General features: G+C 58.5%; 11 protein-coding genes and 1 pseudogene. 3 read left to right on the top strand and 9 right to left on the bottom strand.

Features of this window, described 5'->3' with window-relative positions; all coding sequences use genetic code 11:
• Nucleotides 1–170 precede the first annotated feature (170 nt).
• Together G3N95_RS01775 and G3N95_RS01770 are read right to left on the bottom strand one after the other, a co-directional pair.
• Nucleotides 171–992 (bottom strand): AraC family transcriptional regulator, encoded by an 822-nt coding sequence (locus tag G3N95_RS01775; protein WP_205968228.1) that lies wholly within the window; start codon nt 990–992, stop codon nt 171–173.
• 300 nt (nt 993–1292) lie between these two features.
• The gene (locus tag G3N95_RS01770) at nt 1293–2111 is read right to left on the bottom strand and encodes a prohibitin family protein (protein WP_205968227.1); all 819 of its coding nucleotides are present in this window, start codon (nt 2109–2111) and stop codon (nt 1293–1295) included.
• 636 nt (nt 2112–2747) lie between these two features.
• Here G3N95_RS01770 and G3N95_RS01765 point away from each other — a divergent pair.
• The 3 genes from G3N95_RS01765 (at nt 2748) to G3N95_RS01755 (ending at nt 4249) form a co-directional block, all read left to right on the top strand.
• The gene (locus tag G3N95_RS01765) at nt 2748–3023 is read left to right on the top strand and encodes a hypothetical protein (protein ID WP_205968226.1); all 276 of its coding nucleotides are present in this window, start codon (nt 2748–2750) and stop codon (nt 3021–3023) included.
• 118 nt (nt 3024–3141) lie between these two features.
• Complete coding sequence (locus tag G3N95_RS01760; protein WP_205968225.1) at nt 3142–3969, top strand: FkbM family methyltransferase; 828 nt, start codon at nt 3142–3144, stop codon at nt 3967–3969.
• A gap of 130 nt (nt 3970–4099) precedes the next feature.
• Nucleotides 4100–4249, top strand: a complete 150-nt coding sequence (locus G3N95_RS01755) for a hypothetical protein (protein WP_205968224.1) — start codon at nt 4100–4102, stop codon at nt 4247–4249.
• A 234-nt stretch (nt 4250–4483) separates the two neighbouring features.
• On the opposite strand, the pseudogene G3N95_RS01750 reads toward G3N95_RS01755, so the two are convergent.
• From G3N95_RS01750 to G3N95_RS01720, 7 genes and pseudogenes are all read right to left on the bottom strand, one after another.
• Nucleotides 4484–4822, bottom strand: a pseudogene (locus G3N95_RS01750) (XdhC family protein); the annotation flags it as partial.
• Between the two features lie 63 nt (nt 4823–4885).
• Nucleotides 4886–6007 (bottom strand): c-type cytochrome, encoded by a 1122-nt coding sequence (locus G3N95_RS01745; protein WP_241018165.1) that lies wholly within the window; start codon nt 6005–6007, stop codon nt 4886–4888.
• Nucleotides 6008–6165: 158 nt separating this feature from the next.
• Nucleotides 6166–6807: a (2Fe-2S)-binding protein gene (locus G3N95_RS01740; protein ID WP_205968222.1), complete on the bottom strand. Its 642-nt coding sequence runs from the start codon at nt 6805–6807 to the stop codon at nt 6166–6168.
• Nucleotides 6804–9626: a molybdopterin cofactor-binding domain-containing protein gene (locus G3N95_RS01735; protein ID WP_205968221.1), complete on the bottom strand. Its 2823-nt coding sequence runs from the start codon at nt 9624–9626 to the stop codon at nt 6804–6806. Before G3N95_RS01735 ends, G3N95_RS01740 begins: the two co-directional genes overlap by 4 nt.
• A gap of 810 nt (nt 9627–10436) precedes the next feature.
• Nucleotides 10437–11696, bottom strand: a complete 1260-nt coding sequence (gene hpnI, locus G3N95_RS01730; RefSeq protein WP_346778340.1) for a bacteriohopanetetrol glucosamine biosynthesis glycosyltransferase HpnI — start codon at nt 11694–11696, stop codon at nt 10437–10439.
• Complete coding sequence (mdoH, locus tag G3N95_RS01725; RefSeq protein WP_205968220.1) at nt 11693–14014, bottom strand: glucans biosynthesis glucosyltransferase MdoH; 2322 nt, start codon at nt 14012–14014, stop codon at nt 11693–11695. Before mdoH ends, hpnI begins: the two co-directional genes overlap by 4 nt.
• 1 nt (nt 14015) lies before the next feature.
• Entirely contained in the window at nt 14016–15017 is a 1002-nt protein-coding gene (locus G3N95_RS01720) for a polysaccharide biosynthesis/export family protein (RefSeq protein ID WP_346778339.1), read from the bottom strand.
• Nucleotides 15018–15072 lie beyond the last annotated feature (55 nt).

The raw sequence follows: 15072 nt of genomic DNA, 5'->3' as shown, positions 1-15072 counted from the left end.
TGTTCGAGTATGCGGGAAAGACGGGCCTCGTGCTAAAGGCGAAACATGCGGTGGTCTCGGAGTCGGGCCTTGTATACGGCAGCGTGAAATTGCAAAACGCTAGCCATTCTGACCATACATTCGCGGCCCTCCCAGGCGGGCCTGTGTCTGGTGCCAGACCTGGAGACCGCTCAGCGACTGGCGGAACCACGTGCGATCTGGCGCCAGCGCCCTGGTGTGAGTCCGAAGGTCCTACGGAAATGATGCGTCATGTGGCTCTGGTCGACGAAACCTGCGGCGACTGCCGCATGGGCGAGTGGCAACTCCGCACGCAGGAAACGGCGCACCATATCCAGCCGCCGCATGATTTGATAGCGGTGCGGGCTCGTGCCATAGTACAAGCGGAAATCGCGCGACAAACTCCAGCGATCGCGGCCTGTGATAGCTTCGAGTTCGTCAACGGCAACGATACGTATGCTGTTTTCTCTCAGATATTCGAGTGCGCGCCGGGCCGCGGTGTAGTCGCCTCCATCTAAACGCACGGGAGCGGCAACAGATAGAGCGAGAGCATCAGCGAGTTCGGCCAGGCCGTCGCTTTGCTCCAAGGGCTCAAGCGTGTGATCGACCAGCTGAAGCAAACTCTCGCTAGCGGCGGCTAGCCGCGGGTCCGTGGTTACACCGCCTTCGAGAAAAGGCAGCGAGTATCCGCCAAGGATGTCCTGAATCAATGACGGCTCGATATAAACCATGCGATAGCGAAAGCCCTCGTCCGTACCGGCATGTCCGTCGTGAAGTTCGTCGGGGTGAATGACTATGGTGTTGCCGGGCAAACTGTCGCGACGGGCATTCCTGTAGTGAAAGCAGTGAACCCCCGCTAAAGTACGGCCGATCGCATACGTGTCGTGACGATGCATCTCATACGCGTTGCCGTGAAAGCATGCTTCGATGCGTTCTACGCCTGCGACAGATGTGGCGTGCTGTATCCAATCGGAGGGTGGGTCAGTTCGCGACATATAAGATCCAGTGCGGGGGGCAGCGTTAATTCGGGTTACCACTACGCGTCAGTATCACCCTTGTTCCTGTTCCTGGGTGTTTCGTCCCGTGTTCGCTTTTGCTTGATCAGGGGATTTTCCGTTTTCCTGGCACCGCTCGCGACTTTCCGGCTGCGGAAATCCATTGATCTTTGTGCTCATGCATTGCGTGACCACTCCCTGTTCAACATCAGGCGTCGGGTAATCGGGTCTGGCTGCCAGTGTGTCTGCCGCGTGCCCGAGTGCGGCGGGACACGCACGTCTTTTCGCGGAAGCGAAAAATTACCTTTGGGCCGGAAAATTGATGAAGGGAACTGCTGCGCCCGACCACTGTTGGGGAAGGTGCCCATCCCATTTCTTGACGGCTTCGAGGGCAACGTACTCAGTCCCCCCTTGCTGCTGGATCGCTTGTGATTGAATTGCGATCGCCTTGGCCTGGCCTTCGGCTTCAACAATCTTTTGTTGAGCCGTCACCTTTGCCGTCTCCAGGTTCTGCTCTGCCGTCAGCCGGTTTTGTCCGGCAACAACCTTTTGCCGGACTGCTGCCGAAAACTGCTCGTCAAAGTGGAAGTTTTGAACGTTGATATCGGATACGATGATCCGATACTTGGTCAACTTTCCCTGCAAGGTTTGAACGATATCCTGTGACACCTTCGCGCGCTGCGTGACCAGTTGTTCAGCAGTGTATTGGGACGTGACGGCCTTGAACGATTCGTAGAGTGCTGGAACGATAAATCTCGCTTCGATGTCTGAGTCGTCCCCGAAGTTGTTATACACATAGGGCGCGTGGGCGGGATCGTATTCATAGTTCACGGTGATATCTTCGAACACCTCCTGAAGGTCTGCGGTACCTCCCTCCGCCTTCTCGGCTGTCGCACTCTGAAATCGGACATTGAAGTCAATCACCCGAGCGAACGGATTCAGGAAATGAAGCCCCTCGGAAAGGGGGGCATCCTGGACATCTCCAAAGACCTTTACCACTCCGCGATGCCCCGCGGGAACAACGTGTACGGCCGCGAATGCGATACCGGCCACGACGAGGCCGGCTGCGATCGCTGCAGACTTGCGGCTTGAAATTCTCTTGATGTTGGTGATTTCCATAGATTCGATACTTCGCGATTAACGTGGGGCGCCGATCCTGGTCGGCATCTGCCGCGAAAGTGCTATTGATACTGCGGGACGCACAGTGCAGAGGTTCGGGTAGGCTATCCGCTGTAACTGTCAGGGATGTGGGTTTTTGTCACTTGCCCCTTTTGCGTTATGTTCCTGTTCGTTCACTGTCTCGTCGGGCACTGCGCCTTGTGCGCTGCAACTCACGGAGTAGGTACCGTGGGCGCGTCCTTTCAAAGATTGCACTAGCAGGATTCGTTAAATCCGATCGACATGCTCCAGAATCCATTCGTGCAGGCCCGGTCGATCCGGTAGTGAGGTTCGCGGGAGTACGCGCACGGCGCGCCGAAATGCTTCGTTTTCGTCCGGTGCTTGCACATCAACGTGCACGGCATAGGTAGTCCACATGCTCGGCGCACTGCGCAGATACATGCGATACGGCTAACAGATCGGTTCATGTTCGACCTGGTCGGTCATCCTGCCGGCTCCTTTGATTTCGTCGACCGCATTGCGTGACGGCGAAGCCCCGTCAGTTGAGTATTTTTCGCGCGCGCGAACCGGCAAACAGTCTTCCCGGGGTCACGCGATGCGTCGGCGCTGCGGGGAGACGCGACGCTGCGGTACATCATGGCAGACGCGAACGGTCTGCAGGGCACGGACACGCTGAAAGCGGCGCAGGGGCTGACGGTGCCCAACAAGGTGACGAACGTGCACAACACGGCGACGACGTTCAAGCCGTATGATCCGGGCAAGGCGATCGGGGACACGCAGCCGACTCTGCCGGATCGGAACGCAAATTATCGGGAAGGCGTCTGCCAGCCCCTCCAGCCGTGGTGCCGATCAGGTCCGGGGCGCCACGCAATTGCTCGCCTCAGCCATGATGCTTGGCGCGACTTTCTTTAAACGTTGAAAGGCACTACTCTAAAAGCATCAAGCTGGTTCCGTGACCTGTGGCAAGCGACGCGATGTGCGAAACCACATACGCGAGCAGCAGCAACGTTGCATATAAGGAGGACAGTATATGCGTACTTACACAAAGGAATGCCGCCATGGGAAATTTTTATTGATCCATGGAGATATGATCTCGGAGTTTGTCAACCTTTACGGTGAGTGGTGTGAGGGCGAAGTTGAATTGTTTCAACAAATCATTCCGCCTGACGGTGTGGTTATCGAGGTCGGTTCGAATATAGGCATGCATGCCGTTCCGATAGCACGCATATGCTCGCAAGGCACGTTAATATCTTTTGAGCCGCAGAGGAATATATTTCAGATACTATGCGCCAATCTGGCAATGAACAGTCTGACCAACGCCCACGCTGTCCGGGCTGCAGTGGGAGACGCTTGCGGATTGATCGATATACAGTCCTCTCGCTATGATGCAGCATGGAATTATGGCGCGTTCTCCGTAGACAAAGGTTTCAGCACGGAAAACCCCTTCGGAGAAGAAGTCCACACCGAAAAGGTGAACGTTTTCACTCTGGATCACTACCTGGAAGAATACGACTTTCGGCGCGTTGATTTTATAAAAATCGACGCCGAAGGGTATGAAAAGAATGTGTTGAGAGGAGCGGGTAAAACGATAAAAGAACATCGCCCGATCCTGTTCATTGAGAACAATAAAGAAACAGGATCGGCGGACCTGCTTGGCGCCGTGCGGAATTTGGGATATAAGCCTTATTGGTTTGTGTCGACCCGGTGCCGGGAGAATAATTTCAATCAGGCTACCTGGCATATCGATGGCATCGATAGCAACATAATTTGCATACCCGATGGGAGTGCTGTGCGCCCGGATTTGTCAGAAGCCGTTAGTTTTTCAGAAGTCGAAAATGGTCAGGTTAGAATTTACTGAGCTGTGACGTCGCGGAATAGGCGGGTTTCTGCGGGCCAGATAGGAATCTCTGGTCCTGAACGCTCCAGCCGACGATGAAGGTAGCTGCTGTGTCGCAACAGAACATGCCGCAGCAACGGCACAGACATATATGTTCAGCACGAAGCTCGACAAGGGCAAGCCATACGCCATCGCGATACAGGCACAGCCCGTCGTGCCACCACAGACGTGCAACGCGAATGCTAACTACAGCGGCATCGCGAACAGCAACATCCAGAACATCGTGGTGACCTGTTCCTGAGCGAGCGCTCCGGCGCAGATCCAGCTTGGGGCATGCGCGGCGCTTGCCCCGATCGTGATCCGGTTTAGCCATCCAGCCCCGACCGAAAGTCGGACGCGTAACCACGCCGTCGCAATATATGCCGAGGAGACCGCGACGGTTTGGCCGGTAAATCGGTACGCAATCACACACGGCTGCGGTAGTGTGTCACTCGCAGTCCAGCCAGTCGGTCGTCGATGGCGCATGAAACGCGGCGATGCCGCTCGTTTTTGTCAACGGCCCGAGCACGAGTTGAATAGTGCCGCCGCAGGGCAGCCCGAAGCGATGCGCTTCTTCGGCGCTGACACCGTATTTGATCTGTTCGGGCTTCGTCTGCGCGATGCCTCGCTGGCGCACGCGCTCGATCAGGTCGTCTTCGATACACCCGCCCGACACCGATCCGACCACCACGCCGTCGTCGCGCACGGCAAGCATCGCGCCTTCCGGTCGCGGAGAAGAGCCCCATGTCGTCACCATCGTCACGAGCAGCGCGCGATGTCCGCCTTCGAGCCAACGCGCGCACGACGTGAGGACTTCAAGATCCACGCTGTTCATAACGTCTTTTTGCGGCACCGCCCGCCGGAAGCGCCTGAGGCGATTTCTGCCATCGACAACACGCTACCTTCGTTGCGACTGGACATCGTGCGCGCTGACATGGGCCGGCTGTCCGCCCCAGTTCGTGCGCAGGTAGTTCGCGAGTTGCGCGAGTTGCTCATCAGTCAGCGTGCCGGCGAAGCCGGGCATCTCCTGCATCCGTTCGAGCCCCGGGAAATTCTGTTCGCCGATGCCGTCGAGCATCGACACGATCAGATTGTGCGGGTCGCTCTCGCGCACGGTCGAATTGGCACGCATCGGCACAGCGACATGAGGCTTGCCTTCGCCGTCGGCGCCGTGGCAACCCGAACATGTGGCGAGATAAAGGCGACGGCCTTCCGCGAGCTGCGCGGTATCGGCCGACGGCGCTTTGACCGGCAACGGAGCCGCCGGGCGATCACCGACGAGATACGTCGACAGTGCATGCAGATCGTCGCGCGTCATGTACTGGCTGCTCAGATGCACAACCGGATACATCTCGCCGAACGCCGAACCTTGCGGCGCGATGCCCGTCGTGAAGAACGTCTGAAGATCGACCGCCGACCAACCCCGTGCAGCGAGCCGTTGCGGGGTGAGGGCGGGCGCGTGAATTCGGCCAAGCGTGCCGCCCGCGAACGGGTTCGCGCCGTCGATCTGGCCGAAACGGCCTCGCGGCGTGTGGCATTCGGCACAATGCCCGATTGCATTCGCAAGATAGCGGCCGCGCTTCCAGTCCGCGGACGCGCCTCGAGACGTATCCGGCAACGCGTCCTGAAGGAACAGGAGCTTCCAGAACCGCACGGCGAACCGCATGTTGAACGGAAACGGCAGACTGGCTTCGCGATTGACAACGGCCGCCGGCTTCAGCGACATCAGGTAGGCATAGATGGCGTCGCTGTCGGCTCGCGACATCTGCCGATACGATGTGTAAGGCATCGCGGGATAGAGCTGGCCGTGAGGGGCGACGCCGTCGTGCAACGCCCGATAGAACTCGTCGGCGCTCCAGCTGCCAATGCCATGCTTCCTGTCCGGTGTAATGTTCGTTCCATAGAACGTGCCGAACGGTGATTCCAGCCTGACACCGCCTGCAAACGGCGCACCGTCCGACGACGTATGGCACGCAGCGCAGTCGGCTGCTCTGGCGAGATAGCGGCCGCGTGCGATCAACGCTACATCGTATCGGCTGAGGTTGGGGAGGGTAGTAGCATTCGTCGGCTTGTCCGTGCCCTCTGCATTACCCGATTTGCCACATCCCCCAAGCAGCGCTGCGCAAAGCGCGAGCGTCGCGACGGACAAAATCGACCAACGCCCAATTGTCCGCGTCATCATTCGCTACCTTTCACAAGGCCGGGCGTATCGAGCACCAGTTCTTTCACCGCCTCGTAGTACCGCACGTAGCCTGTGCAACGGCACAGATGGGCATCGAGCGCCTGGCTGATGGTCTCTTCGAGCGCAGACCGCTCAATGGGGTGCCGCTTGAGTCGCTCGATCAGCACGGTCGTCGAGTTGACGAAGCCCGGCGTGCAGTATCCGCACTGGAAGCTGAAGTGCTCCAGGAACTTCTGCTGGATGGGCGATAGCGTCGCATTCCCGCTGTGCGCGTCGCGGGTGGCATGACCTTCTATCGTGCGGATCTTCCTGCCGTCGAAAAACTGTGCAGACGTGATGCAGGATCGCACTTCCTCGCTCGTGCCATCGGCATTGTCGAGAATGACCACGCACGCATGACACACGCCCTGACCGCAACCGAGCCGCGAGCCCGTCAGGCCCAGGTACTCGTGAAGGAAGTCAATCAGCATGATCTGCTCAGGCACTGTGACAGGGCCGATAGAGCGACCGTTGACGGTCATCGAAACCGGCTTCATTTCGACCGCTGGCAGCGTTTGCGCAGGTGCGATAGCGGCCGATTGTCCGGATGATTGCGCGACGGCGATGGCTTCATTGAGCCCGAAACCGGACGCTTTCATGCGAGCACCTCCTGAATCTTTTCTGGGGTAATGGGAAGATCACGGAATCGATGTCCGATGGCATGTGCGATGCCGTTCACGATTGCGCCGACCACGGGAATCATCACGACTTCGGCGATACCCTTGGGCGGATCGGTTTGCGTCAGCGGCGGCAGTACTTCAGCCGTCTGACTCCAGACAGCGACATCTTTTGCGCGCGGCAGGCGGTAGCGGTTGAAATTCCACGTTCCATTGCCGGGACCGTCTTCGTAGAGCGGCAGATATTCAAGGAGCGCGTGACCGATGCCCATCGCCAGCCCGCCTTGCAGTTGGCCCGACACCAGTTGCGGTGAGAGCTGGTTACCGCATTCGAGAATCGAATGGTGCCGGAGCAGTTCAACTTCACCCGTCGCCTCATGAACGCAGAGTTCGACAAGCGTGCCGACCGCGCTGTAGTAGGTGACCGTCGCGTTGTTACGCTGCACGGGTGGAATGCATACGCGCTTGCGGTCGAGTACGCGGTATCCATTTGGCGTGAGCGACGTCCGCTTTCCGGATGGCACGGTGGCGTTGCCGTAACGAACCGACAGGCCGTCGACTGGCAGGCGCGCTAAGGTGCCGTCGATGTCGAACTCGGCTTCTGTCCATTGCCATCGATTGAAAACGTGGACGACAGCACCTGTCACGAATCCGAGTTCATATGCTTTCCTTGCGATTCTTTCGAGCGTCAACGGTTCGAGACCGTCTGCGGACAGCTTGCCGTTCACCCAGCGCGCGTCCTCGATACGCACGACGAGCGATGCGGCCTGGCCGCCACCTGCGCCCTGCGTCCAGATCGACATCGCCGCAGGCCACAGGCCGTGCGTGAAGAGCACGCGCGCGGCTTCGCGTGTGGAGTGCGTGAAGTAGTAAGCGGAGTTGGTTGCACTCGACGGCGACATGAAGGCCGGAGACCAGCGTGGATTGGAAGAAAGCCGGTCCTGTTCGGACTGCGACATCAGATACGGATCGCCACTCGTGACGACGGGCAGATCGGGCCACGCGTTCAACGCGACACGCACATCCGATGCAGGCAGACCAAGCCATTTCGCAACGGCGGCTGCCTGCGAAGTTGTCATGCCCGTGCCGATTTCCGCGCCGGAATGATGCAGCGAGATCTTGCCGTCCTCGCTCAGTTCGACCTTGGCGAACGAAGCCTCGGCGCCCGTTCCGAAATCCTTTTGCACGCATGCGAAGCCGACGCCATAGCGACGGCCCGGATGCGCCGCCTCGAACTGGGCTTTCTTCGTCGCCCGGTTTGTCCACAGCGGATGCGCCTTCGCTTTTTCGAGTACTTCATCGACACGCACGGCACCCGCCGGTATCGCACCTTGCGTGTTCTTCATGCCCGAGCGCAGTGCGTTGGCGAGGCGGAAGTCGATGGGATCGCGCTGCAGCTGTTCGGCGATTTCATCGATCATCATTTCCGTCGCGGCCATGCTTTGCAGCGTACCGTAGCCGCGCGCCGAACCGGCGTCGACTGCTCTCGATGCAATTGCGATAGCCGTGAAATCGTTCTTCGGGAGGTAATAGATCGATTGTGCGGCCGTCGCGCCGACCATCGCCACGGACGGCGAAAAGTTCATCCGCCCGCCGCCGTTCGCTTCAAAAGAAGCCTGGAACGATTGAAGCAACCCCGTCGCCCTGTCGACGCCAATGCGGTACTTCATCTGGAACGCGTGACGCTTGAGTGCACTCTGGAACTGCTCGAAGCGGTCGTTTGCCAGCCGCACGGGCCGGCCATCGCCATATATCGCGGCGACAAGACCGTAGAACGGCATGTTGTAGTGATCCTTCGATCCGTACCCGACGGTGTAACACGGATGAAGAAACAGGTTCTTGACCGGCTGCCGGCTTCGGGCGGTCATCTCAACCACGCTTTGTGCTACTTCCGCAGGACCCTGCGTCGGCACGATCATGTGCAACGATTGCGTCGCTTCGTCGTACCAGCAGTTCGCGTTGTCCGGTTCGAGCGCCGCTGTGTCGACGGACTGCGTGCTGTAGTCGCGCTCTATCACCAGCCACCCGGCAGGAGGGTGATCGAGTTGCGCGGCGATGCTCTGCGCGTGGAAGATGCCTTCCTCGCCGAGCTTGCCGTGTTCCTTTCCGTCGGGCCACACGGGTTGATGTTTGCGCATCGAGCCGGGAAACACGGGGGCGTTCTTCAGGCTCGAGAAGACATCGTCGTCATACGGAGTTTTGCCGCCCACGCGTACGAAGCGGAAGGTGCCCCACGGGTCGCGTTCGAGGGGCCCCGTCTGCTGGCCGTAACGGATTACGTCGTCATGAAACTTCAGACGGTCTTTGGCAAGGCGAAAGCGCGCGAAGTCGTGATAGACCAGAATCGCGACGGCATGCCCGAGATAAGCCGGCGTTTTACCCGTGGGCAGCAGCATGTCGTCGCCATAGAACGCGGGAAACTTCAGGTTATCGTGCAGGAGCTCGTCGGCTGTCACGATGCGGTCTGGCTTGAGCGCATCTCCCAGCCGGCTCAGGTCGAAGCCTTCATAGACATGATCGGCACGCGTAGCGCGCAAGATGAACGCGTGCGATTGCTGCTGTGGCCAGTGCGGCATATCCGACGCACGCATGTCGCGCGCGAATACTTTCGCGCCACAGACTTTCGCGATGCCGTCGATACGAAACTTTGGAAAACCCGTCGCCGCGTCCCAGTTCAGCGGCGTCAGGATCTTCTCTTCGAATAAGGCCGCGAAGGCACGCGTGCCGACGGGGGCAAGGTAAACCGATATACCGGCGATAACGCTGGTCTTAAGAAAGCTTCGGCGTGAAAGGCCGGCCATCTGCTTCTCCACGAACGGGACGACAAGGAGGCCAATCTTGTTGCGGCGCCGACAAGCGATGTCGATGAAATATCAGGCGTTCACGTGGGTCCGCTGCAATCACGATCATTCGATCATCCGATTGCGCGAGTCGACAACGTGGCGACGGCTGATGCCTATGCGGGACGGACTCACTACTGCCCGAGGCGAGTGGAGAACTTCAGCGATGGCGCGAATTTGCTGGCGCTGCCAATGGATTGGCTTTAAAGCTACCTGACTGAAATGCCGGCAGCATTTGAAGGGCGGCATTATGACACCGCGAGACATCGCTTAAAAACGATATTTGTCAAGAATGGTATTGGTGAATGCTGCCTGTCCTTAAAGCAATCGGACTGCTTTTGAAGAAGGTGCGCCGACCCCGGGCGACGGTTGCCAACGCATCAAACTACGTCAAGGACGGCTCGAAACCTCGACAGTGGAGAGCGACATGGAAAAATCCCTGTAACGTGTATGTGCCGAGGACCGTATCGTGACGCGATCGGCGCAGCCCGTCCCGTCACGAAGGACCAGGCCGACACCGCGCAACACCTCGCAGGCAGCCAGCTTCTGATCGGGCGCGCGACATGGGTCCATGACTGACCAGGACCGATGGTCCGGGCATGCAGAAGCCCGTCAGATTTTGAGGCGCGTCAGATTTTGAGGCGCGTCTGATTTTGAGGCGCGTCTGATTCAGTTGCGCACGTGAGGATTTGATACTTGAAAGAATTCACTTTCAGGACACGGCCCGGCTCGAAAGCTCGCGCGAAGAAAGCGCACTATGCCGTGCATGCATCATGCATCGTCGAGTGTAGGCGCGTGGCTAGCATTGCACCGTGAACGGTCGCGCGGGCTTTCTGCAGGATATGGATTTGCAACGGGTACGCGTCTACCTCGCCAATGGACTTGAGAGCCGACGGAAGCACCGAGCCATTGCAAAGCCAGGAGCATGTCCCGCAGCGGGATCAACGGGAGATCAGAGATGAAATCCTTTAATCCCCAGCAACCCCGCGCGTGCAGAAGCAAACGCGCCATTGCGCCAACCACCGTGCTGATGGTAAATGCGACCAAGGCGGCGTGAGAAGGCGACAGCATCATTGCGATGTGCAGACGCGAGCCTTCCAGGAACAGAAGGCTCAGGATCAGCCAAGGTGAAGTGAACGTCACGAACAGCGATGCAAAGCCCGCCGGATTGACGGATCGAATGGTGCGCAGCCAACGGATCTCCCGATTCCAAAGATCCTCAAATGACCACTCAATAACATCCGTCGTTACGAGGAGCGGAGACAGTACAGTGTTGAGACCGTGGTCACGTGCGTACTTCGCCAGCATAAAATCGTCCGCAAGGCAATCTTTCAGAGCCTCGAAACCACCAATCCGTGCGAGGGTAAGCTTGTGGAAAGCAAGGGTCGAGCCGAACCCGAACGAACGGGAGCCGACCGTGTGGGCAACACGCACGGACGGTACGAACCACGCATTGATGAACATCGCCCCAATCCGGGACCACAAGCCAGCGATGCCCCGGGCACGGTACAGGCATGTGACGACGCCGACGTAGCGAGCGCAATCGTTCATAGGCGCGGTCACCACACGAAGGTAGTCCCGAGATACTGCGATGTCACTGTCGGCCAGAACCAGGATGTCGTAACGCGCGCGAGAGACCATGTTAATCAGATTGCTGACCTTCCGGTTGGCACCGTGGATGCGCGGATCGACAATCAAATCGATTTGATGGCTCGGGTAGATACGCTGCAGGCGATCGACCACCTTGATGGCAGCATCAACTGGCGATGCGACGCCGAAGATGAGCTGGAAACGTGGATGGTCCTGTTCGCAGAATGTTGCAAGATTCTCGAAGAGCTGCGGCTCCGCGCCACACAACGGCTTCAGTACGCTGACCGGCGATGGTGAGTTAGCGTAAGTTGTTGCCCGGACCTTCGCCCGGGAACCGAGAGAGGGCATCGCTAAGGCTGCGACAAGTACATACAAAGATGCCACGCAGCTCAGGGCTGCCATCAGCCAGATGCCCGAGGTCCGAAGCACATCGATGGTCACTGGGTCGCCTCCTGTGGGGCAGGGGCTTCCGCCGGACAGAGTCCCCCGTTCGCCTTTATGTGGAGCGCATCGAAACAGCCCCGTTCGCTCAGCGCGAGCAGCATGTTCTTGCCGGTCAGTTGCTTGCCGTCCATGATCATTGGAAGAAGGCGATGGGCAACATGAGGTCTAACGCGGGTCTCAGGTCGATGCTTGATGTAGAAACCGATGTCTTGCGTCGCATACTCCATGACAGCCTCTGGATCTTCGGTGTCGGGCAGGGTGTGACGAAGGTCTCGCTCCCAGCGGACCGTGTCTTCAATGACCTGGGGCTTGTACGTCTCTTCCGGAATGGTGAAAAGTTTGCGAGCCTGTATCGCGTCAATGGAAAGGCTGGTAAAGCGGGCAATCCAGACGCTTCCCGTGAATCCGGCCAGGATCGGAAAGAACCAGAGCATGATGTCGCTTGGCGTCACCCATTTTTTCGAGAGGGCTTCGATCACGAGAGCGCGACCATTCGAGATCCCATCCACTGCATAGGCCATGGACACCCAGCAGATGATTCCAGTCACGCTGACCCAGCCGAAGTGTCGGAAACAGTCAGACCAAGGGAGGGGTTCATCGTCACGCTGCTGGGTACCCCACGAGATACTTTTCCGCATTAACCATAGCCACACGAACCGAGTGACGTAGATCATCATGATTGGCGAGAAAAAGAAGGAGAAAACCGTTTCAAGCAGCAACGACCAGGCGAGCTTATCCTTTCCGCCGAACCCGCGAGCACGATCGCTCTTGATGTGCACGATGAACGCCAGAATGCGCGGCATGAACAGGAAGACCAGCGACGAGATCAGGAGCATCATCATCGGCACTTCCAAAAGCCGGATGGAACCGATCAAGAGGACTCCGTTGCTCAAAAAATGCACCATGCCGTACGCCGATACGACAAGGAACGTTGCCCAGAGCGGGGCGGCAAGGTAGCCCACCGACCCGTTGAGAAAAGTCTCGCGGTGAACGGACCGAAGTCCGTCGATAAACAGGAAGCGCAGGTGCTGCATATTGCCCTGCATCCACCGGCGTTCACGGATCAGGAATCCCAAAAGATTGGCTGGGATCTCTTCGTAACTTCCTTCAAGCTCGGGGAGGAACCAGACCTCATAGCCGGCGCGCGCCATCATCGCGGATTCGATGATGTCGTGACTGAGCGGCTTACCGCCCCACGGGGCTTTGCCAGGTAGTTCAGGGAGAATGCAATGCTTGATGAACGGCTTCATCCGGATCATCGCGTTGTGTCCAATGTAGGACGCGTGCCCCATGAACATGGCTTGCAGACTGTACGAGAAGACAGAGCCGTAAAGTCGGGCGGCAAATTGCTGCATCCGACCGAACAGACTGCGCCGCAGCACCGGCTTGGGATTGGTCTGCAGGATACCGATCCGCTGGTTGCCCTCCATCATGCGGAGGAGTTCAAGGATCGCCTTGCCGTCCATGATGCTGTCTGCATCCATGACCAGCATGTAGTCGTACTTTTTTCCCCATCGACGGCAAAAATCAGTGACGTTGCCGAGCTTGGCATTCAGATTAACAGGGCGACGGCGGTAGAAAAAACGACCTTGTGGAAATCGTTCCCGCAGTGTATGCACGGCGCTCTGTTCAACGATGTTGTACTCAAGCTTGCGACTGTCAGACAGGAGGAAATTGTCAAAATGGTGAGCGTATTCCGGAAACTCCCGGGCGATCGATTCCCATGTCGCCGCTATTCCAGCCGCAACCCGAGGGACGTCCTCGTGATAGACCGGATAGACGATGGCGACCTTCGCTTCCTTTCGCGGCTCGCAAGCTGACTTCGACGGGTGCCATGGGTTGTTGCCTGGCCCTCGAAGCGTGTGCCAGGTCCCAAGCAGCAGCTTGAAAAAATTAGACGCCAGGAACCAAGTCATGATCCCGTAGATCACGAGGTAGATCTTGGTCGTGATTTCGGGCATCTGCTGTGCCCGCAGCGTGTAATCCGACAGCAGCAGAATCATGACTGTGGTGACCAAGGTCAGGGCAAGCGTAACCTTACGCCGATACTCGACGACAGTTTCCCACCCCGGCGGCTGGCCGATTGGCGCGTGCAGGTCATGTGAGCGCCGGAAGCGGCGCCACACGTTGTGTTTCCACGAGACATTCAGCGTGGGAGGGGCGACGGTGATCCGCTCCGGCTTGGGCTGGATGACCGACTCCTGGTTGGCCTCAAGCCACGCATGGAGGTCGTCCCATGTGCGAACTGAAGTGCGAAGTCGATCGGCCTCCTCGCCTGGGAGGCCCAACCGATCAATGTAGGCATCAAATGTCATATCACTTGATGGCTTGGATGGGGACCGCAAGCTGGAACAGAATGTTGACCGCGCGCTCAACAGGGACGATCGGAGCTTCAGCCACGTATATCATGTCCCCGTCCTTGATCGGGAAACGATGCGACGCGACAAGTCCATCGAGTTTGTTCCACGCGAAATTGTAGAGAACGGGACGCTTATCCTGCGGGGTTTCTTCGAGCACAAACACTGCGTGATCGTCCGCGGCGTTGGCATCCAGGCCGGACGCCGACGCCAATACCTCAGCCAACGTGGGCACGTGCGCGAAGTCAAGCTCGCTGTTCTTGTGAACCCCCCCACCAACCACCGTTACCCGCACGACCGGAGCCCGTTTGACCAGGACCCGGTCGCCTGGCGCCAAGGCAATCTGCTGAGCTAAGGCTTCATCAAGAGGCAATGTTATGGATTCGTCTTTCCGAAGGACTGTCACCTGCGTCGCGACGCTGTTATCGCTTTGGCCATTCGTTGATCCGATGAGGTCGGAGCCATTTCCCAGGGACTGGGTCAAGGCAGACGCGAGGGAGTGCCCGGCCGGTGTCCACGGGAGAATCTTGGGTGCGCCGATGGCCCCCGTGACGAGGATGCTGCCCTGAGACGACGAGGTGACGGAGATTTTTACCGAGGGACTCTGCAGAATGCCGAGGGCTGCATACCGACGCGCAATCGTGGTCTGCGCGGCATCAAGCGTTAGGCCTCGAATCGATGTCGAGCCGAGGTAGGGAAGTTCGATCGTCCCACTCTCCGAGACCGTGTAATCGCCGAGATCAATCGGGGATGGGACGTTCGATGCGCCCTGCTGCGAATCCGAGCCAGACCAGGGAGAAATCGTCCATACCTGAAGGTGCAACGCATCGCCAGGCGCAAAGGTGAACCCTGCACGGTGTTCCTCCTCCGATAGGGACGCCAGCGACTGCTGAAGCGCAGTTTGATGGCGTAACGCTTCCGTCGCCGCTCGTTGTTGGGCAATGACGGGGGTGACGTTCACGATGTCGACGTCGGGGCTCGATTTAACCGAGGATACCGAGGGACCCGAAGACGGT

The sequence above is a fragment of the Paraburkholderia sp. Tr-20389 genome, assembly GCF_017104565.1.
In the GTDB taxonomy this organism is placed as follows: domain Bacteria; phylum Pseudomonadota; class Gammaproteobacteria; order Burkholderiales; family Burkholderiaceae; genus Paraburkholderia.
Note: the sequence above shows the minus strand (reverse complement) of the source record. Positions and strands in the feature narration are given on the sequence as shown.

Bases quoted from the DNA above. Each gene is read 5' to 3' on its own strand.
- G3N95_RS01765 (WP_205968226.1), top strand. From the start codon at position 2,748: ATGGCAGACGCGAACGGTCTGCAGGGCACGGACACGCTGAAAGCGGCG.
- G3N95_RS01775 (WP_205968228.1), bottom strand. From the start codon at position 992: ATGTCGCGAACTGACCCACCCTCCGATTGGATACAGCACGCCACATCT.
- G3N95_RS01770 (WP_205968227.1), bottom strand. From the start codon at position 2,111: ATGGAAATCACCAACATCAAGAGAATTTCAAGCCGCAAGTCTGCAGCG.
- mdoH (WP_205968220.1), bottom strand. From the start codon at position 14,014: ATGACATTTGATGCCTACATTGATCGGTTGGGCCTCCCAGGCGAGGAG.
- G3N95_RS01740 (WP_205968222.1), bottom strand. From the start codon at position 6,807: ATGAAAGCGTCCGGTTTCGGGCTCAATGAAGCCATCGCCGTCGCGCAA.
- G3N95_RS01760 (WP_205968225.1), top strand. From the start codon at position 3,142: ATGCGTACTTACACAAAGGAATGCCGCCATGGGAAATTTTTATTGATC.
- G3N95_RS01735 (WP_205968221.1), bottom strand. From the start codon at position 9,626: ATGGCCGGCCTTTCACGCCGAAGCTTTCTTAAGACCAGCGTTATCGCC.
- G3N95_RS01755 (WP_205968224.1), top strand. From the start codon at position 4,100: ATGTTCAGCACGAAGCTCGACAAGGGCAAGCCATACGCCATCGCGATA.